At 73.8% G+C, this 19,309-nt stretch carries 17 protein-coding genes and 1 riboswitch; of the genes, 10 read left to right on the forward strand and 7 right to left on the reverse strand.

The features are described 5' to 3' along the window. Positions 1–58 precede the first annotated feature (58 nt). A complete protein-coding gene (locus H297_RS0109460) occupies positions 59–2,272 on the reverse strand; it encodes a terpene synthase family protein (protein WP_027736840.1) in 2,214 nt (737 codons plus the stop codon). A 169-nt stretch (positions 2,273–2,441) separates the two neighbouring features. On the opposite strand from H297_RS0109460, the gene H297_RS0109465 reads away from it, so the two are divergent. The 5 genes from H297_RS0109465 (at position 2,442) to H297_RS35495 (ending at position 7,592) form a co-directional block, all read left to right on the forward strand. Further along, on the forward strand, positions 2,442–3,173 hold the full coding sequence (locus H297_RS0109465) for a DUF7873 family protein (RefSeq protein WP_027736841.1): 732 nt from the start codon (positions 2,442–2,444) through the stop codon (positions 3,171–3,173). 466 nt (positions 3,174–3,639) lie between these two features. Further along, a riboswitch (cobalamin riboswitch) is annotated at positions 3,640–3,819 on the forward strand. A gap of 91 nt (positions 3,820–3,910) precedes the next feature. Then, positions 3,911–4,915 (forward strand): ABC transporter substrate-binding protein, encoded by a 1,005-nt coding sequence (locus tag H297_RS0109470; RefSeq protein WP_027736842.1) that lies wholly within the window; start codon positions 3,911–3,913, stop codon positions 4,913–4,915. Then, positions 4,908–5,942, forward strand: coding sequence for an iron ABC transporter permease (locus H297_RS0109475; RefSeq protein WP_027736843.1), 1,035 nt, complete (start codon positions 4,908–4,910; stop codon positions 5,940–5,942). Before H297_RS0109470 ends, H297_RS0109475 begins: the two co-directional genes overlap by 8 nt. Further along, on the forward strand, positions 5,939–6,739 hold the full coding sequence (locus H297_RS0109480; RefSeq protein WP_027736844.1) for an ABC transporter ATP-binding protein: 801 nt from the start codon (positions 5,939–5,941) through the stop codon (positions 6,737–6,739). The genes H297_RS0109475 and H297_RS0109480 overlap by 4 nt, the downstream gene beginning before the upstream one ends. Positions 6,740–6,824: 85 nt before the next feature. Then, positions 6,825–7,592: a (2Fe-2S)-binding protein gene (locus H297_RS35495; protein ID WP_051351687.1), complete on the forward strand. Its 768-nt coding sequence runs from the start codon at positions 6,825–6,827 to the stop codon at positions 7,590–7,592. Between the two features lie 6 nt (positions 7,593–7,598). On the opposite strand, the gene H297_RS0109490 is transcribed toward H297_RS35495, so the two are convergent. Beyond that, positions 7,599–7,790 (reverse strand): hypothetical protein, encoded by a 192-nt coding sequence (locus H297_RS0109490; RefSeq protein ID WP_027736845.1) that lies wholly within the window; start codon positions 7,788–7,790, stop codon positions 7,599–7,601. Then, the gene (gene thrS / locus H297_RS0109495; protein ID WP_027736846.1) at positions 7,787–9,052 is read right to left on the reverse strand and encodes a threonine--tRNA ligase; all 1,266 of its coding nucleotides are present in this window, start codon (positions 9,050–9,052) and stop codon (positions 7,787–7,789) included. The genes H297_RS0109490 and thrS overlap by 4 nt, the downstream gene beginning before the upstream one ends. A 485-nt stretch (positions 9,053–9,537) precedes the next feature. Here thrS and H297_RS0109500 point away from each other — a divergent pair, with 485 nt between their 5' ends. After that, entirely contained in the window at positions 9,538–10,935 is a 1,398-nt protein-coding gene (locus tag H297_RS0109500) for a DUF5685 family protein (RefSeq protein WP_027736847.1), read from the forward strand. Positions 10,936–10,963: 28 nt separating this feature from the next. Here the strand turns inward: H297_RS0109500 and H297_RS35500 are convergent, their stop codons facing one another. Next, the gene (locus H297_RS35500) at positions 10,964–11,455 is read right to left on the reverse strand and encodes an Lrp/AsnC family transcriptional regulator (RefSeq protein ID WP_051351688.1); all 492 of its coding nucleotides are present in this window, start codon (positions 11,453–11,455) and stop codon (positions 10,964–10,966) included. A 93-nt stretch (positions 11,456–11,548) separates the two neighbouring features. Between H297_RS35500 and H297_RS0109510 the strand changes: the two genes are divergently transcribed. The 3 genes from H297_RS0109510 (at position 11,549) to H297_RS43185 (ending at position 14,240) form a co-directional block, all read left to right on the forward strand. Beyond that, positions 11,549–12,004, forward strand: coding sequence for a rhodanese-like domain-containing protein (locus tag H297_RS0109510; RefSeq protein WP_051351689.1), 456 nt, complete (start codon positions 11,549–11,551; stop codon positions 12,002–12,004). Between the two features lie 275 nt (positions 12,005–12,279). Continuing rightward, positions 12,280–13,566, forward strand: coding sequence for a hypothetical protein (locus H297_RS35505; RefSeq protein ID WP_486589460.1), 1,287 nt, complete (start codon positions 12,280–12,282; stop codon positions 13,564–13,566). Further along, positions 13,563–14,240: a hypothetical protein gene (locus H297_RS43185; protein ID WP_027736849.1), complete on the forward strand. Its 678-nt coding sequence runs from the start codon at positions 13,563–13,565 to the stop codon at positions 14,238–14,240. Before H297_RS35505 ends, H297_RS43185 begins: the two co-directional genes overlap by 4 nt. Here H297_RS43185 and H297_RS35510 read toward each other — a convergent pair. Continuing rightward, complete coding sequence (locus H297_RS35510) at positions 14,125–16,305, reverse strand: AAA family ATPase (RefSeq protein ID WP_064744800.1); 2,181 nt, start codon at positions 16,303–16,305, stop codon at positions 14,125–14,127. The genes H297_RS43185 and H297_RS35510 overlap by 116 nt on opposite strands. Positions 16,306–16,572: 267 nt before the next feature. Continuing rightward, complete coding sequence (locus tag H297_RS0109530; RefSeq protein WP_027736850.1) at positions 16,573–17,475, reverse strand: NmrA/HSCARG family protein; 903 nt, start codon at positions 17,473–17,475, stop codon at positions 16,573–16,575. 153 nt (positions 17,476–17,628) lie between these two features. Between H297_RS0109530 and H297_RS0109535 the strand changes: the two genes are divergently transcribed. Further along, positions 17,629–18,447 (forward strand): TetR/AcrR family transcriptional regulator, encoded by an 819-nt coding sequence (locus tag H297_RS0109535; protein ID WP_064744801.1) that lies wholly within the window; start codon positions 17,629–17,631, stop codon positions 18,445–18,447. Between the two features lie 90 nt (positions 18,448–18,537). Here the strand turns inward: H297_RS0109535 and H297_RS0109540 are convergent, their stop codons facing one another. Continuing rightward, on the reverse strand, positions 18,538–19,149 hold the full coding sequence (locus H297_RS0109540) for a GNAT family N-acetyltransferase (RefSeq protein ID WP_027736852.1): 612 nt from the start codon (positions 19,147–19,149) through the stop codon (positions 18,538–18,540). Positions 19,150–19,309 lie beyond the last annotated feature (160 nt).

Genomic DNA, 19,309 nt, shown 5'->3' on the forward strand with positions numbered 1-19,309 from the left:
CCTCGCACGCCGCACCCCTCGCGCGGCGGGGCCTTCGGCCACCGCCCCTGCCAGGCGGCTACCGGAGGGCGAGGCGGGCCGCGGAGGTGCCCAGTCCGGTGGGGCCGCCGAACTGCCGGTCCGGTGCGTGGTGCCGCAGCAGGTCGGCCTCGGTGTAGCGGCGGCAGCCGCGGTGCCATACGAGGATGCCCGACATCCAGTTCTCCAGTTCCCGCACGTATCCGTCCAGTGCGGCGCGCCCGGCCTCGTCCAGGGCGAAGTCCTCGTAGAGCACGGGGAACTCGTGCGCGGCCACGTGCTGGAACTGCCGCATGCGGGAGGTCATCAGGTCGTTCACGATGCGCAGCGCCGCCGGGTAGTCGCAGTCGAAGAAGTTGCGCACCACGAGCACCCCGTTGTGGATCTCCCCCTCGAACTCGATCTCCTTCTGGTAGGAGAAGACGTCGTTGAGCAGGCAGGCGTAGTCGGCGGCGGCGTTCTCCAGCGACTGCAGGGGACCGCTGCGGTAGATCTCCTCCGGGACGGTGTCGGGGTGGGCCAGTCGGCACAGGCTCATCGTGAGGTCGGAGCCGAAGGTCCGGCGCCGCATCTCGACGTAGTCGACCGGGTCGGGGATGCGGTTGGCCGCCTGGTTGTCGAGCTCCCACAGCCAGCTCTGCGCCATGCTCTCGATGGCCGTGCGGAAGCGGCGGCGCTTGGCTACGGTCATCGGGCCCGCGGTCCGCTCCCACAGATCGGCCAGCGACAGCTCCAGCGCCCCGGCCGGAGGCGGCACCGGCTCGCCCCCCAGGGGCATGAACAGCGACAGCCGCTCGGTGCACGCGCGGGCGCCCGCCAGATCGCGGGGACGGCCGAAGCGCAGCGGGTAGTAGTCGTCGCCCCAGGTGCCCCAGGCCAGCCATGCGGAGGACAGGTCGAGTTCCTCGGGGCCGGCGTCGGGGTGGATGCCGGCGGCGCACAGCGGGAGGTCGTAGTCGCGGATCAGTTCCTCGTCCCACACCCGCCCGCCGGGCACGTCCGGCTGCAGCTCCAGCAGGCCCGTGGCGTGGGCCCAGGTGACGACACGCTCCCTGGCGCCGTCCAAGTGGGGGCTGAGCTTCGCCGTGAAAGGCATCTCGAAGTCCGGCAGTACGGAGGGGCCGGTGCGCTCGTGCGGGAGGTGGGAGAAGGAGCGGGCACGCTGCGGGGCGGTCCGGGCGACGCTGCCGAGGACGTCCACCGCGGAGGTGCCCAGCCCCTCGGGGGTGAACGGCAACCGGGCGGGGGCGGAGGCGGCCGTGCCTCCGCGGTTCATGTAGCGGCTGGAGCGCATGTGCCACTCGTGGCCGCCCGACTGCCAGTCCTGGAGCCCCTTGACGTAGGCGGTGATGTCGGCCTGCGCCGCCAGGTCCAGGCCCTTCTCGGCGCACAGGGCGGGCAGTTCCGTCAGCGCGGTGTGCTCGAACTGGTGGAGGCGTGAGGTCAGAAGGTCGTTGACGGCCTCCGCGGACTCCTGCGTGGTGCACTCCAGGAACGTCTCCAGAACGAGCACGCCGTTGGACAGTTCGCCCTCCTCGCCGATCTCACGCTCGTAGGAGAAGAGGTCGTTGCGCAGGTGGACCGCGTCGGAGAAGGTGTCGCGCAGCACGCACAGCGGGCGGGAGCCGGCGACGGCTGCGGGCACCTCGGCGTGCGCGGCGAACTCCACGAGCCCGGCCGACCAGGGCGCCCCGCCGACCTTGCGGCGCATCTCGATGTACTCCACCGGGTTCGGGACCCGGCCGATGTCGATGTTGGACAGCTCCCACAGCGACTGGTTGAGCAGATTCTCGGTGCTGACCGCGAACCGGGCGCGCCACTCCCGCGACATGGACGGCACGGTGCGGGCCCACAGGTCGGCCAGGCCCGCCTCGACGGGGTTGACCGGCTCGGGCGTGCCGGTGGCGTCGTCCAGCGGCATGAACAGCGGCAACCGGTCCAGGTAGGCCTTGCCGCCGGGGCGGTCCTGGGTCCGCTTGAACATCTCCAGGAAGTGGTCGTCGAAGAAGAAGACCCACACGTACCAGTCGGTGACCAGCGCCAGGTCGTCGGCGCTCGCGTCGGGGTGCGTGTAGGCGCACAGCAGCGCGTAGTCGTGCGCGTCCAGGTCCGCGGTGTCCCAGATCCCCGAGCCCTCCAGCATGCCCTGCTCCCGCGCCCACGCGCGCGAATGGGTCCGCGCCGCCTCGACGTGCGGGTTGAGGCGCGCCGGGTACGGCACGTAGAAATCGGGCAGTTCGAAGGGTTGCGACAACGTCCGGTCCCCCAACTCGTCCTTCAAGTGGCGGACTTGGCCTACCCGGGGCGGAGCGATGACCATCCTTTTTCACCCGGACGTGGGACGCCGGTCGGGCCCGCCCGTGACGAAACTGTCGAACAAATTCCCTGGAGCGCGCCACTGCCGGACTGCTAGGTTCGCGGTCGTGGCGAAGCTGAATCAGATCATCGCGGTCGAGAAGGGCGTCCGGTCCAAGGTGGCCCAGGACCTGGCACAGGCGCAGCACGGGCTGGGAAAGCCGCAGATGCTGGCCGGTATCTCGCGTACGTACCAGCCCAAGGACGAAGAGGGCGAGCAGCTTCCGCCGGAGTCGACCCGGGTTCAGGTCAAGGCCGAGGATGTGCTGAAGGAAACAGCGAAGATCCTCTCCCGGCTGTTCGATGTGACGGCGACGAAGGACTGGGCGAACCTGACGGCCCGTGCGGACATCGTCGTCGACGGCCGCACGGTGCTGGCCGAGGTGCCGGTCTCCTACCTGCTGTTCCTGGAGAAGCAGCTCGGTGAACTGGGCTCGTTCCTGCGCAGGCTGCCGGTGCTGGACGGCGCGGAGGCCTGGGAGCGTGACCCGTCCACGGACTGGTGGAAGACCGAGCAGGTGCGCACGGTCCGCACCAAGAAGGTGCCGCGCAACCATGTGAAGGCGGAGGCCACCGAGAAGCACCCGGCGCAGGTCGAGGTCTACTACGAGGACGTACCCATCGGCTACTGGACGACGGTCAAGTACTCCGGCGCCCTGCCCGCGCGGCGGGTCAACGAGCTGCTGGAGCGGCTGGACAAGCTCTCCGCGGCGGTGAAGTTCGCCCGCGAGGAGGCCAACGGGACACAGGTGACCGACCAGCGCGTCGGTGACGCCGTCTTCGGCTACCTGTTCGCTTGAGTTCGCCGGGGTTCACCTGCGTTCGCCCGAGCGCGAGCGGACCCCGGCGGGCTGCCGCCCGCCCGTACAACTGAAACAGTCACAGACCCCCCGGGTGAGGGCTTCGACGGCCTTCGCACGGGGTGCGCCAGGAGCGCAAAGCTGAAGCAGAAGCTGATGTGTGAACCCCCGGTGCGCCTGCCCGAAAGCAGGCCGCCGGTCAGTCTCAACCTCTCGCTCCACGCTCAGCATCGCCGTTCATCGTCCGGCAACCGGGGCGGTGACGACCTCGAGACGCCGGTTCGAGTCCGGCCGGCCGTTCCACGTGCGGCCGTGGTGGAGTGGCTCCACGCGAGGACATCGCCGAACGATCCGCCTCTGAACCGCTACGGACGTGCGAACGAACGGCACCTAGGACCCCGGGGCCGGGTAAAGCCCCGGGGTCCCTTTTGTCACTTCTCCCCCTTTCTCCGCTCCGTGCCCCACGTGGTACGTTGCAGCCGCCAGTCAAACCCTTGAACGGGTCAGGGAATCCGGTGCGAATCCGGAGCTGACGCGCAGCGGTGTGGGACTGGGGTGTGCACGAGGCCACTGGGGCACGGTCCCCGGGAAGGCGCACACTCCGGCAGTCCCGAGCCCGAAGACCTGCTGGCACCCGCGTTCCGGACGACCGGACGCGGCGGTACGCCGGGCTCCGCGACTGGGCCTCACGACGGAGAAGGACACTGGCCATGCGCCCAAAGCGCCGTGGGACCGCCATGAGCCGGCCCGGTACGGGCAGGGCGGGGCGCGCCGCACACGCACTGCTCGCCGCGCTGCTGCTGATACCCGTGGCGGCCTGCCAGAGCGGCGGCCACAGCCGCGACGGTGCCCACGGCGACTCCCCCGCGGGGTTCCCCTACACCGTCACCAACTGCGGGGTGACCACGCGGATCACGGCGCCGCCGAAGCGGGCCGTGACCATGAACCAGCACGTCACCGAGATCATGCTGGCGCTCGGCCTCCAGGACCGGATGGCCGGCACCGCCTACCTCGACGACGAAATCCTCCCCCGCTACGCGAAGGCGTACCGAAGCGTCGAGGTGCTGGCGAAGCGGTACCCCTCCAAGGAGGGGCTGCTGGCCGCGAACCCCGACTTCGTCTACGGCGGTTACGCCAGCGCCTTCGACAAGACGGAGGGCCGCGACCGGGCGGCGCTGGCGGACAGCGGCGTACCCACCCGCCTCGACCTGGAGTCCTGCACCAAGCACGCCGACGTCGCAACCCTCCACAAGGAGATCCGCCAGGTGGCCCGCACCTTCGGGGTGCCGCAGCGCGGCGAGGAGCTCATCGAGAAGCAGGACCGGCGGCTGGCCGCCACCGCGCGGCGCCTCAAGGGCACGGCCAGGACCCCCGTCTTCGTCTACGACAGCGGCGAGAGCTCGGCGTTCACGGCGGGCGGCGCCGGTATCGGCAACGAGATCCTGCGCCGGGCGGGCGCCCGCAACGTCTTCGCGGACGTCGACAAGCCGTTCGCGGACGTCTCCTGGGAGAAGGTCGTCCAGCGCAGGCCCGAGGCCGTGGTGGTCTACGACTACGGCGGGACGACGGTCGCCCAGAAGAAGAAGCGGCTGCTGCGCGATCCGGCGCTCGCGGACGTCCCGGCGGTCAAGCACCGCCGGTTCGCGGTGCTGCCGCTCTCCTCGGCGGTGCTGGGCCCGCGCGTGCCGGACGCGGTGGACGACCTGGCGCGGCAACTGCACCCGGAGCACAGGGGTGAGTAGGCCCGCGCCGCGCACCGCCGCGCTGCGCGGCACGCTGGTGTGCGCGGCGCTGACCGCCGTGCTGCTGGCCGGCGCCGTCGCCGGGCTGGCACTGGGCTCCGCCCGGATTCCCGTCGGCGAGGTGCTCGGGGCGGTGACCGGCCGGTCGGGGCCGGGGCCCCTCACCACCATCGTCTGGGAGGTGCGGCTGCCGCGGGTACTGCTGGCCGCCGTCGTGGGCGCCGGACTTGCGCTGGTCGGCACGGTGCTGCAGGCGCTGGTGCGCAACCCGGTGGCCGACCCGTACCTGCTGGGCATCTCCTCGGGCGCCTCGACGGGCGCCGCACTGGTCGTCGTCCTCGGGATCGGCGCCGCCTCGATGTCGCTGGGCGCGTTCGCCGGGGCGATGGTGGCGCTGCTCGTCGTCTACACGATGGCCCGGCGCGGCGGGACGATGACCACCGGACGGCTGGTACTGGCCGGGGTGGCCGTGCAGTACGTGCTCTCCGCGCTGACGAGCCTGGTGCTGGTGACCTCTTCGGAGAGCGAACACATGCGGGCCGTCCTGTTCTGGACCCTGGGCGGGCTCGGCCAGGCCCGCTGGTCCAGCCTGCTGCTGCCCGCGCTGGTCCTGGGGGCCGGGCTGGTGCTGCTGCTGTCGCTGGCCCGGCCGCTGGACCTGCTGCTGGCCGGTGAGGAGGGCGCCACCGTGCTCGGCCTGGCCGTCGGCCGCTTCCGCGCCGCCACGTTCGTGCTGGCCTCGCTGGTGACGGCGGTGCTGGTGACGGTGAGCGGCTCCATCGGGTTCGTCGGCCTGATGGTGCCGCACGCCGCCCGCATGGTCGTCGGCGCCGCTCACCGGGTGCTGCTGCCGGTCGCCGCACTGGGCGGGGCCGCCTTCCTGGTCCTGGCCGACCTGGCGGCCCGCACCCTGGCCGCCCCGCAGGAGATACCCGTCGGCGTACTGACGGCGCTGACCGGCGGCCCCTTCTTCCTGTGGCTGCTGCGGCGCTCTTACCGCGACGGGGCGGGGGCGGTGGCGGGATGAGCGACGCCTGCGCGCTGCGGGTGGAGGACGTCTCCTACCGGGCCGGCTCGGGCAGCCTCCTGCTCGACGGCGTCGCACTGGAGGCCCGGCCCGGCGAGACCGTCGGCGTCGTGGGGCCCAACGGCAGCGGCAAGACGACCCTGCTGCGCTGCGTCTACGGCGTCCTGCACCCCGACCACGGCCGCATCCTGCTCGACGGCGACGACACGGCGGCGCTGGGCGCCAAGGCGCGGGCCCGCCGGGTGGCGGCCGTACCGCAGGACGCGGGCGGCGGTTTCGGGCTCACCGCGCGGCAGGTGGCGGCGATGGGCCGCGCCCCGCACAAGCGGTTCTGGGAGGGCGAGACCGCGCACGACGCCGACCGGGTAGGGGCCGCGCTGGAACGTACCGGCGCCGCCGAACTGGCCGACCGGCCCTTCGACGAGCTGTCCGGCGGAGAGCGCCAGCGTGTCCTGGTGGCCCGCGCGCTGGTCCAGGACCCCGCCCTGCTCGTGCTGGACGAACCGACCAACCACCTGGACGTGCGCTACCAGTGGGAGCTGCTCGCCCTGGTGCGAGGGCTGCCCGCCACCGGCCTGCTCGCCCTGCACGACCTCAACCTCGCCGGCTACTTCTGCGACCGCCTCTGCGTGCTCCAGGGCGGACGCGTGGTGGCGGCGGGCACCCCGCACGACGTGCTCACGGCGCCGATGCTGGCCGACGTCTACGGGGTACGGGCCGAGGTGAGCGTCCACCCCGCAACCGGCGCGCCCACCGTCGTCTACCTGCCACCCGGCCGGAAGGGCGCCCCCCGATGACCACCCCCACCGGGCCCGCCTCCGAGCCGCCGCCCGAACCGGCGACCGGGCCGGCCCGCGTCCACGAGCCGGTACCGTCGACGCGTTGACGGCGCTGACCACCCTGACCGACCTGGCCTCCGCCTACGGCCCGCGCTACCACATGCTGCCGGGAGAGCCGCCCGCGGCCGAGGTCCGGGCGGGAACGTGGCTGCCCGCCGACCGGCTGCTGGAGCCGGGCAGCGACGCGACGCGGCTGCTGCTGGACGCCGAGGCGCGCGGCAGCGGCCACCGCACCCCCCACGCGGCCGCCCTCACCCTCGTCGCCGTCTACGCGGGCCGCGTGACGGCCGCGGCGATGCTGGCCTGGGTGCGGGACGGCAGCGTGTGGGACGTACGGCCGCACAACGTGCTGGTACGGCCCGGAACCCACGGCATCGCGGGCGTGCGGCTGCGCGAGCCGCGGCTGCTCGCGGCCCCGGCCGGGGAGCGGGCCGCCACCTTGCCCGCGCTCCACGAGGCGGTGCTGCACAGCCATCTGCTGCCGTTCGCCCGGACGCTGCACCGGGCCACCCGGGCCGGGCTGCGGCAGGCGTACGGCGGCGTGGCGCACGGCTGCGCGACGGCGCTGAGTTCGGCGACCGCCCGGCCGGCCGCCGAACTCGCCGCCCTCTGGTCGGACTTCACCCGCCCCTTCCCCGGACTCGCCCGCCTCGGCGAGCTGGCCGAGGTCACCCGTGCCGACGGCACCCGGCGCCTCCACTACCTCCGCCGCACCTGCTGCCTCTACTACACCAGCGCCGAGGCGGTCCGCTGCGCGAGCTGCTGCCTGACACCCCGCGCGGAGCGGCTCCGGGCCTACGCAGCCCGCTGACCGCTCTCACGGCAGAGCGGTACGCCCCGGCCGTGCGGGCTTCGCCGGTACTCCGTCCGCGTAGCGCTCCGCCGTGGGCGACGACGGCGGCGCCTCCCGCCGGATGCCGTGGAAGTGTCCCGGCGGCTGCGCCGTCACATGCTCGGCGGCCCCGGCCTCGAAGCCCCCCTCGATGGGAAGACCCCACGTCGCCGTCACCGGTCCCCTCCCGCGGACTCCGCCGCCCCGGGCCGGTCCCACAGCGCGGTGCTGTGGGCACCGACCAGGGCGGCGATGCGCGCCAGAGCCTCCCCGCCCGGCAGCGGCGCGGGGCGGCGGCCGTCGCGCAGCCGTAGGGCGACGGTGCCGTCGGCGACCTCCCGGGACCCGAGCACCGCCTGGTACGGCACCAGGCGTGCCGCCCGGATGCGGGCGCCCAGGCTGCCGTCGGCCGGGCCTGCCAGCTCGGCGCGCAGGCCGCCTTCGAGGCAGCGCCGCACGAACGCCTCGGCCTGGGGGACCTGCGCCTGTGACACCGGCAGGCCGACGACTTGGAGGGGCGCCAGCCAGGCCGGGAAAGCGCCGCCGTGCACCTCGACAAGCTGGGCGACGGCCCGCTCGACGCTGCCGATGACGGCACGGTGCACCATGACCGGACGGTGCCTGGCGCCGTCCGCGCCGACGTAGTGCAGGCCGAACCGCTCGGGCTGGTGGAGGTCGACCTGGACGGTGGAGAGGGTCGCCTCCCGGCCCGCCGCGTCGGTGACCTGCACGTCGATCTTCGGCCCGTAGAAGGCGGCCTCGCCCTCGGCGGATTCGTACGGCACCCCGGACCGCTCCAGGACGTCGGTCAGCAGCGCGGTGGCCCGCCGCCACTTCTCCGGCGCCCTCACGTACTTGCCGCCGGGGCCGGGGAGGGAGAGCCGGTAGCGGGCGGCCTCGATGCCCAGCGCCCGGTAGGCGGCGCGGATCATCTCCAGCGCGGCGGACGCCTCACCGGCCACCTGGTCGAGGGTGCAGAAGATGTGGGCGTCGTTGAGCTGGATCGCCCGCACCCGGGTGAGGCCGCCCAGCACCCCGGACAGTTCGGCGCGGTACATGCCGCCGAGCTCCGCCATCCGCAGCGGCAGCTCACGGTAGCTGTGGGCGCGGGAGCGGTAGACGACGGCGTGGTGCGGGCACAGGCTGGGCCGCAGCACCAGCTGCTCGCCGTCGCCCAGCACCATCGGCGGGAACATGTCGCCGGCGTAGTGCTCCCAGTGGCCGGACTGTTCGTACAGTTCGCGTTTGCCGAGCACGGGCGAGTACACGTGCCGGTACCCGGCCCGCCGCTCCGCCTCCCTGACGTACTCCTCCACCGCGTGCCGCAGGGCCGCCCCGTCGGGCAGCCAGTACGGCAGTCCCGCGCCGATGAGCGGGTCGGTGCCGAAGAGGGCCAGTTCGCGGCCGAGGCGGCGGTGGTCGTGCCGGGCGGTGGCCATGGAGGCTCCTTGGGGTTCCGTGGGCCGGGTCCCCGGTGCCGTGTCCGTACGTGTCCGTCCGCACGACGAAGCCCCGGGTGCTCGGCCCGGGGCTCGGTTGAGAACGTCACTCAGCGCGCCGGGGCCTGCTCCGGCGTCGTCGTCAGGGCGATGCGGGCGCCCGCGGGGGCACCGGCACGGCAAAGGGCGCGCTGCATGCGAGGGACCGTAGCAGGGCGGGTGCACGCGGGTCGCGGAGTTTTCCGTGACCCTCCTGCACCCGCCCTGCCGACCCGTGCGTACGGGGCGGCGGTGAAGGTCCCGGCTGCACAGGGCGTGGGCGCCGCACGGCCGGTGACGGCGGGAGCGGACTGGACGGCGCCGCCGGGCGGCTGGGTACGATCACGATCGCCGCCCTGTCCGGCGGTGCGGCAGACATACGTTCAGTACCGGCGGACTCCGGCGACGCCCACGGGCTCCGGTGGCGCCGGCGACGGGGGATCCACGTGTTCGGAATAGTCAGGCCATGTCAGCACCGCCTGTCCGAAGGGCTCAGGGCCGAGTGGATGGCGCACCTGTGCGGGCTGTGCCTCGCGCTGCGGAGCGACCACGGCCAGCTCGCCCGGGTGGTGACCAACTACGACGGGCTGCTCGTCTCCGTCCTCACCGACGCGCAGACCGGCCACGCCCACACGGCACGCCGCACCGCGGGCCCCTGCCCGCTGCGCGGGATGCGCACGGCCTCCGTCGCACGGGGCGAGGGGGCACGGCTGGCCGCCTCGGTCTCGCTGGTCCTGGCCTCGGCGAAGGTACGCGACCACATCGCCGACCGGAACGGGGTGCTGCGGCGCCGCCCCGTGGCCGCCGCGGCCCGCCGCCTCGCTGCCACCTGGGACCGGGCCGGTGCCCGGACCGGCACGACGCTGGGCTTCGACACGGCGGTCCTGGTGGACGCCGTGGACCGGCAGACCGCCGTGGAGCGCGCCGCGGGGGCCGGTACCCCGCTGACGACGGTGACCGAGCCGACCGAGACGGCCACCGCGGCGGCGTTCGCCCACACCGCGACGCTGGCGGACAAGCCGCACAACGCCGCGCCGCTCGCCGAGGCCGGGCGCCTGTTCGGGCGTCTCGCCCACCTGCTGGACGCCGTCGAGGACCGCGAGCAGGACGCCGCGGAGGGCGCCTGGAACCCCCTGACCGCCACCGGAGCGGACCTGCCCGAGGCGCGGCGGCTGTGCGACGACGCGCTGCACGGCATCCGACTGGCGCTGCGCGACGTGGACTTCGCCGACGCCGAGCTGGCCCATGTGCTGCTGGTGCACGAGCTGCCGCGGGCGGTGGACCGGGCGTTCGGCACCACCCGCTGCGCCCACACCGGACCGGCCTCGGGCGCGCACCAGCAGGGCGCCCCGCCCCCCGGCCCCTACGGGCCGAACCCCTCCGGGCCGCCCCCTCACCCGCAGGACCCGTACGGCCGGAACCCGTACGGCGGGGCCCCCTACGGGCCGGACCCCTACGCTCGACCGCCCCACGGCCAGGCCCCCTACGGGCAGGCGCCGCAGGGTCTCAACGGTCGGCAGCACCCGTACGCGGGCGGCGGTGGCGAGGTCCCGCCCGGCTGCGGGGGTGACGGGTGGGGCGGCGGCGGGTGGGGCGGCGGCGACGGGTGGGGCAGCGGTCCGGACGGCTCCAGCGGCGCGGGTGACCCGGGAGGGCGCCCCGGTCGCAAGCCACCGCGCGGTTTCCTCGCAGGCTGCGCCGCCTTCGTCGGCCTGTGCTGCACCTGCCGGCTCTGCTGCGCCTCGGAGTACGAGGGCCCGTGGTCCCGCAAGAAGCGCAAGGGCTGCTGCGACAACTGCGACTGCTGCGATTGCTGTAACGGGTGCGACTGCTGCGACTGCTGACGGGGCCTCATCCGCCGGGCCCCCAGGGTCATGTGCGCTCCCGGCCGCCCGGCGCCCAGTCGTCCGTCCCGCCGGGTGCCGTCGGCGGGCGGCTCGCCAGCGGGCTGGAGTAGACGACGCTGGTGGTGACCGACCCGAGCGCGGCGATACGGCCGGTGGTCGCCTCCAGGTGGCGCATGGAGCGGGCCAGCACCTTCAGCACGAAACAGTCGTCACCGGTCACATGGTGCGCCTCGGTGATCTCCGGGGTCGTGTCCAACAGGTCGTGGAAGGGTCGGTAGTTGCCGTTCGGATAGCGCAGCCGGACGAACGCCAGTACCGAGTAGCCCAGTCGTGCGGGGTCGACGACGGCGGAGTACCCGGCGATCACCCCGCTCTCCTCCAGCCGTCGCACCCGCTCGGTCACGGCGCTCGCGGACAGGGAGACGGTGCGGGCGAGCCGCGCGTAACTGGCTCTGCCGTCTTCCTGGAGCGCACGGAGGATGCGTATGTCGGTCTCGTCGAAGGAATCCTCGGTCATTCCCGAGAACTACCACGGAAATCCCTGCACAGGTAGGCGAACGCCGTGGATCGTCGGTTCCCACCGGCAAGCGGTGACCCTAGCGTTGACGCCATGACCACAGCATCCTCCCTGTTCACGGGCGCCACGGACGCCGTCGCCTTCTTCACCGCGCGGCTCGCCTTCCAGACCGACGTCTCCGACGTCCATGCGGCGCTGGAGTCCGGTGAACCCGGCTTCGTCCTGATCGACTCGCGGGCCCCGGAAGGCTGGCACCAGGCCCGCATCCCCGGCGCGCTCCACCTGCCGACCGCCGAGATCCCGTCCCGCGCCGCCTCCCTGCTCGACCCCGCCGTCCCCGTCGTCACCTACTGCTGGGGCCCCGGCTGCAACGGCGCCACCCGCGCCGCCCTCGCCCTGGCCCGACTCGGCCACCAGGTAAGGGAGATGCTCGGCGGCATCGAGTACTGGATACGCGAGGGCTTCCCCGTCGAGGGCGCCGACGGCCCGGCCCGCCGCCCCGCCGACCCGCTGACGGCCCCGGCGGGCGGCATCTCCTGCGCCTGCTGAGCCCCTCCCTCCTTCCGGAGCGGAGCGCGGCCCGCCCCGCGCCGAGGTAAAGGAAGCGGAAAGCCACTGCTGCCCGAACCACTCCATGGCAGACTGCAATTGCACCTGCGCTTACGGTGGGCGCGCGCGGTTCCTCGACGCGGGCGGGTCCGGCACGCCCCTTGCCGACGTGGCAAGGCCGGTGCAAGGAACGTGCAAGCTTTTCGCCAGTCAGGTCGGGCAGCCCCTTCTTCGCGAAGCAAGCAGAATCGTCGCGGAGACGGGGGTATCCCACTTTGACTGCCTTCGAAGAATCGTCCGGACGGGGACGCGCAGGAGCCGACCCGGACCTGGACGGCCCCGCCGGGGCACCGCAGGACCACGGCGGTGCGGTCCGCCAGTGGCTCACCATGACGGACCGCAAGACCGTGCTGGTCGTCGTGCACACCGTTGTCTACGGACGGCGGCTGCTCGACATCTTTCCGCTCCTGGGCGGCGACTTCCGCGTCCAGGTGCTGTTCACGGCACCGCCCCACGCCTTTCGGGACGGGGTGAAGGAGTTCCTCCGCAGCCTGGGCAGCGCCGTCGTGCCGTGGCACAAGGCGGTGCGCATGCGTTTCGACCTCGCCCTGGCCGCCGGGCCGCGCGGCATGGAGGAGGTGCGCGCCCCGGTGATCACCGTCCCGCACGGTGCGAACTTCCTCAAGCGGATGGTGGGGGCTGCCGGAACGCAGGTCCCTGGACTGCGGCGCAGCGATCTGGCTCCCGGCCGGGGACGGCTCCCCGCCGCTGTCGTTCTCGCCCACCACGCGGACGCGCGGGAACTGGCCCGTACGTTCCCCGCCGCGGCGTCACGGGCGGTCGTGGCCGGTGACCCGGTGCGCGACCGCATGGTGGCCAGCCTGCCTGCCCGCGGCCGCTACCGGGCGGCGCTCGGCCTCGGGGAGGGCCGTCGGCTGCTGGCGCTGACGACCACGTGGGGGCCGCGCTCGTTCTTCACCCGGTTCGAGGCGCTGCTGCCGTGGCTCGCGGAGCAGGCGCACCGGGCCGGTATCCACATCGCCGTACTCATCCACACGAACGTCTGGTCGGGGCACGGGCCGTGGCAGGTGCGCTCCTGGCTCGCCGCGGGCCGCGCGGCAGGCGTCCGGCTCGTCCCGCCGCACGCGGACTGGCGGCCCTTCGTGCTGAGTGCGGACTGGATCATCGGGGACCACGGATCCGCCACGCTGTACGCGACGTTGACGGGGGCGCCGGTGCTGCTGGCCGCGACCCCGGAGGAGGAGATCAACCCGCGCTCCCCGGCCGCCGCCCTGGCCCGCGTGGCCCCCGCCCTCACCCCCTCCCGCCCCTTGGTGGAGCAACTCGCCTACGCCACCGAGGAGTACAGGGCCGAGGACTACGCGCCGATCACCCGCCGCATCACCTCGCAGCCGGGCCGCTTCAGCCGCAACATGCGGGCTTTGATGTACCGGCACCTGGGGCTCGGGCAGCCGGCGTACCCCGCCGAGACGCGCCCGCTCCCGCTCCCCGGGCCGCTGCTCGGCGAGACCTCGGGCGAGGGAACGGAGACCCCCGCATGAGGGGCCGCACCGCGACGGGCACGTCCGGACACCGCCCTGAGCAGGGCGCGACCCTGCTCGTGCGCAACGAGCCCACCCCCGGCAGTGCTCCCGTCCTGCATACCGTGCTGGTGTCGGCGCGTACGGCACCCGACGCCTTCGTCACCGCCCGCGTGGTGCCGGTGGGCGGGCACCACAGGGGGCAGAGCTGCACAAGGGTGCGCGAGGAGCGGTATCTCGCCCTCGACATGGACGCCTGCCCCCGCACCGCGCTGCTGGACTGCGCGGACGTGCTCCACGGTCACCGGCCCAGGCCCTGGACCGCTGCCGCCGGGCTGCTGAGCCGCCTCCTGGCGCGGTATCCCGGTTGCGCGTTCGCCGCCGTGCCCACGACCCGCGCCGGATGGTGGGCCGGCCTCTCACGGGAGGGGACGCTGTCGTTCGGCGTCGGAGAGCCGTCGCACGGCGCCCCGGAGGTGAACGGGCCCCTGCTCGCCTTCTGTCTGTACGGCTGGACCACGGTGTGGGACGCCGCGTGTCCACCCGGCCGGCAGGGCCCGCGGGGCGGCGCGCAGGTCGTCAGGACGGCTCCCGTTCCGTGGCACTGCCGCCCGGGCCGGCAGCCTCCGGCCCGCCCGGCTCGCCACGGACCGCGCTCAGCCGGCGGTGTGCCCGCTCCGCGTCGCGCGGGCTGATGGCTCGCCAGATGCCGGCCGCCTCCTCGTAACGGCGGCCGGCGGTCCCGGTGTCCCCCTCGGCCTCGGCGACGAGGCCGAGCATCTCCAGCGTGCGTCCCCTCCAGTGGGCCGAACCGGCCGCCGTGAAGACGGCGAGTGCCTGGTGCAGTTCGGCCACACCACGCCCCGGCTCGCCGGCCCCGGCGTGGGCGAAGCCGAGGAAGGCGAGCGCCCGGGCCTCGTCGTGGGGGTCGTCGACGGTGACCAGCGTCGCGTGCGCGGTGGCGAACCGTGCCACCGCGGTAGCGGCGTCGCCCTGTGCCAGCGCGATCTCGCCGAGGACGATCCGGGCGAGGGCCGCGCCCCGCAGATACCCGATGTCCTCCCACACCTCGATGGCCTCCCGCAGATACGGCACGCCCTCGCCGCCGCGCCCCGCCTCGTACATGCAGGCGCCCAGACCCAACAGGGCCTGGCCGTACGGCCGTCGGGCACCGGACGCGTGGGCCGCGTCCCGTGCGAGCCGGTACCACTCCGCCGCCTCCTCCAGCTGTCCCGCGCTGCTCAGCCCGGCGGCTCCGGAGGTGAGCATCTGGCGTTCGGCGACCGCGTCTCCCGCCCGGCGGGCCGCGGCCAGTCCGATGCGGTGCGCCTCGATCCAGTCGTCGTGGTGGCGCAGCCGCAGGAACAGCGGCCACATGGCGTCCACCAGCTGCCAAGCGGCGTCGTGCCAGCCCCGGTCCGCTGCCTCGTGCACCAGCCGCATCAGATCGAGCCGCCACGTCTCCAGCCAGGCCAGCGCGGCGGGCGGGTCCTCGAAGTCGACGGTCAGTTCCCCGGGGACCGCCCGGCCGCGCGCCAGCGGCCGACGGGCCGGGGCCAGCAGGCGTTCGGCCGCCGCGACCGTCGCCAGCCGGGCGTCGAAGACACGGCGGACGGCCGCCTCCCGCACGGCCGGCTCGTCCCTCTCGCACGCACGCTCGTACGCGTGCAGACGCACCAGGTCGTGGAAGCGGTAGCCCCCGCCACCGCGGTCCTCCAGCAGGTTGGCCTCCACCAGCGCCTCCAGCCGGACCGCCGCCTCGGCCTTCGGAAGGTGACCGGCCGCGGCGGCCACCTGTGCGTCGAAGGCGAGCACGGGCAGCACTCCGAGGCATCGGTAGAGCGCGGCGCTGGACGCGCTCAGCGCCGCACAGGACTCGTCCAGCACTCCGCGCACCGCCCGTTCCCCCTCCACCTCCAGAGCGGCAAGGCGTCCCCTGTCGCCCGCCAGTGCTTCCGCGAGGGCTCCGACCGATTGGGCGGGCCGGGCCGCCAGGCGGGCGGAGACGAGGCAGAGGGCCAGCGGCAGGCCGGCGCACAGCTTCACGACACGTGCTGCTGCCGCGGTGTCCCTGCTGACACGTTCCTGCCCGATACCGCGTCGGAGCAGTTCGGTGGCGGCCGCGCGCGGGAGCAGGCCCAGCTCGTGGAAGTCGGCGCCGTCCGTTCCCAGTCCGGTCAGCCGGTGCCGGCAGGTGACGGCGGTCAGACTTCCGGGGCCGCTGGGCAGCAGGGGTCGCACCTGGGCTGCGGTGAAGGCGTTGTCCAGCAGAACGGCCACCCGCAGGTCCGCCGTCACCGACCGCCACATCGCGGTCTTCTCCGCCAGTCCCGCGGTGGTGGGCGCTCCGAGTGCGCGGAGGAACTGGTCCAGGACCTCCGCCGGTGAGGCGGCACTCGCCGCGGTGTGCCCTCTCAGGTCGGCGTAGAACTGGCCGTCCGGGTACGCGCCCGTCAGGTGTCCCAGCCAGCGCGCCGCCAGCGTCGTCTTGCCCACCCCGGCGGGACCGGTGACCACGACCAGCCCGGGTCCGGCGTCGGCGTACCGGGAACGTAACTCCTCCATCGCCTCGATGTCGGCCTCGCGGTCCGTGAACAGGCGGGAGACCGGCGGCAGTTGACGAGGCACGGGCCGGGTGGCGGCGGGCAGGTGGGCGTGGACCCCGCCGTGCACCTGGTCCGCCTGCACGGTCAGTCCGCTCAGCACCGCCTGGCCGTCGATGACGTTCCGCCGCGGCGTCCCGTCGTTCCCCGTACCCATCCACCGCTCCCCCGCTAGGCGCCCTGCATATGCCAATGGCATAGGACATGGCCCGTACCGTACCGGTCCTGGTATGCCTTTACCCGCCGGTCGCTTGCTCGACGAGCCGCACGGCATGCGGGATTAGGCCAACAGTTCGGGGGGTTACGGCGGTGGTGACTTCCGGCGGTCCTGAGCCTTCTGCCGGTCGGCCGACGCGCTCCAGTGGCGGGCGGCGCCCTTCCCGGTGGCCGGTGGTCTCCCGGTGACGGGTCGGGCGCCGCACGGTCAGGACAGGAGGGCTCGGACGCGTGCGGCGCCGGTCCGGTCGAGCCAGCCGCCGAAGGTGAGCAGCCCGGGGTGGAGCTCGCGGAGTGCGCCGGTGTCGACGAGTGCGTAGCGGCCCTCGTTGAGGGACTCGATGCCGCGCGCGGCCTCCTCGCTGTGGGCGCGGACCGCTTCGAGCGGGACGGGGACGTAGGGGATGTCGCGGCCGACGGCGCGGCTGAGGGCGGAGGCCGTCTCGACAGGGGTGAGGGTGTCTCCGGCGAGGTCGAGGGCCCGGCCGCGCCACTGGTCGGGGTCGGTGAAGGCGAAGGCGGCGAAGGCGGCGATGTCCTCCAGGGCGATGAACTGCTGGCGGGTCTCGGGCAGGTAGGGGGTCACCAGGGCGCCGTCGCGCAGGCCCCAGAGCGGGTGGAGGAGGTTTTCCATGAAGGAGGCGGGGCGCAGGAAGGTGGCCGAGATGCCGAGTTCTTCGATGTGTTCCTCGATGCGGCGCTTGGCGGCGAGAGTGGCGAGGGGCTGGTCGGGGTGGTCGGCGCCGAAGGCGGAGGCGAAGACGAGGTGGCCGGCTCCGGCATCGGCAGCCGCGTCGGCGACGTTGCGGCCCCGGCGTATCTCGTCCTCGGCGGTGTAGTCGGCGGAGACCTCCGGCATGCCGGGAGTGGGCTGCACACTGAAGACGCCGTCCACACCGTCGGCCGCCGCGCGGAGCGAGGCCGGGTCGTCGAGGTCGCCCGTCACGAGGTCGGCGCCGGCCTCGGCGAGGGCGCGGGCCGAGGGGCCGGAGACGTTGCGGGTGAGGGCGCGGACACGCCAGCCGTCGGCGAGGAGACGCGCGGCGGTGGCGCCCCCCTGTTGTCCGGTGGCGCCGGTGACGAGAACGGTGCGGGGCGGGAACGTGGGCATGACGAGGTCCCTTCCGGATACACTCGGAAACACGAAACGGGATGATCAGCCCGGTTAACTTAGCGGAACCCGCGACCCGGTTGTCAACCGGGAAGCGGACCCGCGCCGGCAGGGCGGGGCATCGGCCGGACCGAGACGAGGAGGGTGCACCCGATGGCGGAGGCGGCGGGTACGCCGGAAGAGGCGACCGCGCACGCGGTCCGCGCGGACGCGGTGAGGAACCGGGCGCGGGTCCTCACGGCGGCACGGGAGGCGTTCGCGGACGAGGGAATGGCGGTGCCGCTGGGGGAGATCGCGCGCCGGGCGGGCGTCGGCGCGGGCACCGTCTACCGCCACTTCCCCTCCAAGCGGGACCTGTTCGCCGCGGTCGTCGCACAGAGCGCCGCGGACCAGGCGGCCGAGGCACGGGAGCTGGCGGCCTCACCGGACCCGGGCCCCGCCTTCTTCGCCTTTCTGGCCCGCGTGGTGGAAGTGGCCGCCGTCAACCGTGCGTTGTGCGACGCGTTCCTCCACGGAGCACCCGAGGGGGCGGAGTCGGCGGCGGAGCGGCGGGGGTTCACCGAGGCGTTGGGGGTGCTGCTGAGCCGCGCACAGCAGGCAGGCGCCGTGCGGGCGGACGTCACGGCCGACGACGTGCGGGCCCTGCTGGTCGGGTGCGCGGCGATGGAGCAGCAGCGTGGCACGGCCGGGCCCGCTCCGGCGGGCGCTGTTCCCGGGCTGCTGACGTCGGTGCTGTGCGACGGCCTGCGTGCCCGCCCGGACACGAAGACGCTTCCCGTCACCCCGGCCCCGCGGAACGAAACCCGTAACGAAATAGGGTCCGCGGAGTCCCCCCGTAACGAAACGGACCGCTGCGTCGTCTGCGACCGTCCCCTGGAGCCCGCCACCACCGGCCGGCCGGCGCGCTACTGCGGACCGGCCTGCCGCCAGAAGGCCCACCGTCGCCGGGCAGCAGGGCGGCGGCGTTCGTGAAGCGAGCGCCGGACGGGCGCCCGGCGTCCCGCCCGGGAAGGGCGCCTCCCGCCGTGGGTGTCGCATGCGTGCCACCGGGACCTGAACCCGTCACCGGCCCCGTGGCGCAGGGAGGTCGAGGAGCATGTCGAGGGCCCGCGCGCCGTCGGCGTCGGTGAAGGAGCCGACGGTCCGGAAGCCGTGCTTCTCGTAGTAGCGGATGGCGCGCGGATTGTCGGCGCGCACACCGCCCCACAGGATGATCCTCTTCTTGCCGAAGCGCCGTGCGACGTCCACGACGAGAGGGAAGACCTGCGTCCCCACGCCCCTGCCCTGGTAGTCGTCGGCCAGGGTCGGGCCGAAACGGCAGTCCGTCGGCTGAAGACGGATACCCGCCTCGCGATAGCGGGCGATGTCGGAGGGGTGAAGCTGGAGGCTGATCTCCAGCAGTCCGACGATCTTTTTGGACGGCACCTCGTCGAGCACCAGCCGGAGCTTGTCGTGACGGGCGATCGCCTCGCACAGCTCCCGGGCGCACGCGAGGTCGTACCCCTCGAAGGTGCTCAGGCGCCTCGATGCGGCGGACAGCCCTTCGAGGAAGGCGGCCAGACGATCCGCGTCGGCATGCACGAGCGGGCGGAGGACGAGGCCGGGACCGTCAGCCAGGTCCAGGCGCCGGGTCAGGACACGCGGGTTCTCGGCGACCGCAGTCAAGGTGAGCATGCTCGGCGCCCCTCGCATCCGTTCGGCCAAACTTCACCGGCCCGAACCTACTGAGCGCCGCGCCTCGGTGACAACGCCCCACCTCGGACGGCACAGGACGAGGGGCGGAGCGCCGGCCACCCGGTGCGCCCCGTCACACCGATCAGGCCAACAGTTCGGT

This window comes from Streptomyces sp. CNT360 (assembly GCF_000424785.1).

What these genes read in the sequence shown, in the direction of transcription:
- H297_RS0109470 (WP_027736842.1), top strand. Translation starts at nt 3,911, where the DNA reads ATGAGCCGGCCCGGTACGGGCAGGGCGGGGCGCGCCGCACACGCACTG.
- H297_RS0109480 (WP_027736844.1), top strand. Translation starts at nt 5,939, where the DNA reads ATGAGCGACGCCTGCGCGCTGCGGGTGGAGGACGTCTCCTACCGGGCC.
- thrS (WP_027736846.1), bottom strand. Translation starts at nt 9,052, where the DNA reads ATGGCCACCGCCCGGCACGACCACCGCCGCCTCGGCCGCGAACTGGCC.
- H297_RS35500 (WP_051351688.1), bottom strand. Translation starts at nt 11,455, where the DNA reads ATGACCGAGGATTCCTTCGACGAGACCGACATACGCATCCTCCGTGCG.
- H297_RS0109510 (WP_051351689.1), top strand. Translation starts at nt 11,549, where the DNA reads ATGACCACAGCATCCTCCCTGTTCACGGGCGCCACGGACGCCGTCGCC.
- H297_RS43185 (WP_027736849.1), top strand. Translation starts at nt 13,563, where the DNA reads ATGAGGGGCCGCACCGCGACGGGCACGTCCGGACACCGCCCTGAGCAG.
- H297_RS35510 (WP_064744800.1), bottom strand. Translation starts at nt 16,305, where the DNA reads ATGGGTACGGGGAACGACGGGACGCCGCGGCGGAACGTCATCGACGGC.
- H297_RS0109530 (WP_027736850.1), bottom strand. Translation starts at nt 17,475, where the DNA reads ATGCCCACGTTCCCGCCCCGCACCGTTCTCGTCACCGGCGCCACCGGA.
- H297_RS0109535 (WP_064744801.1), top strand. Translation starts at nt 17,629, where the DNA reads ATGGCGGAGGCGGCGGGTACGCCGGAAGAGGCGACCGCGCACGCGGTC.
- H297_RS0109540 (WP_027736852.1), bottom strand. Translation starts at nt 19,149, where the DNA reads ATGCTCACCTTGACTGCGGTCGCCGAGAACCCGCGTGTCCTGACCCGG.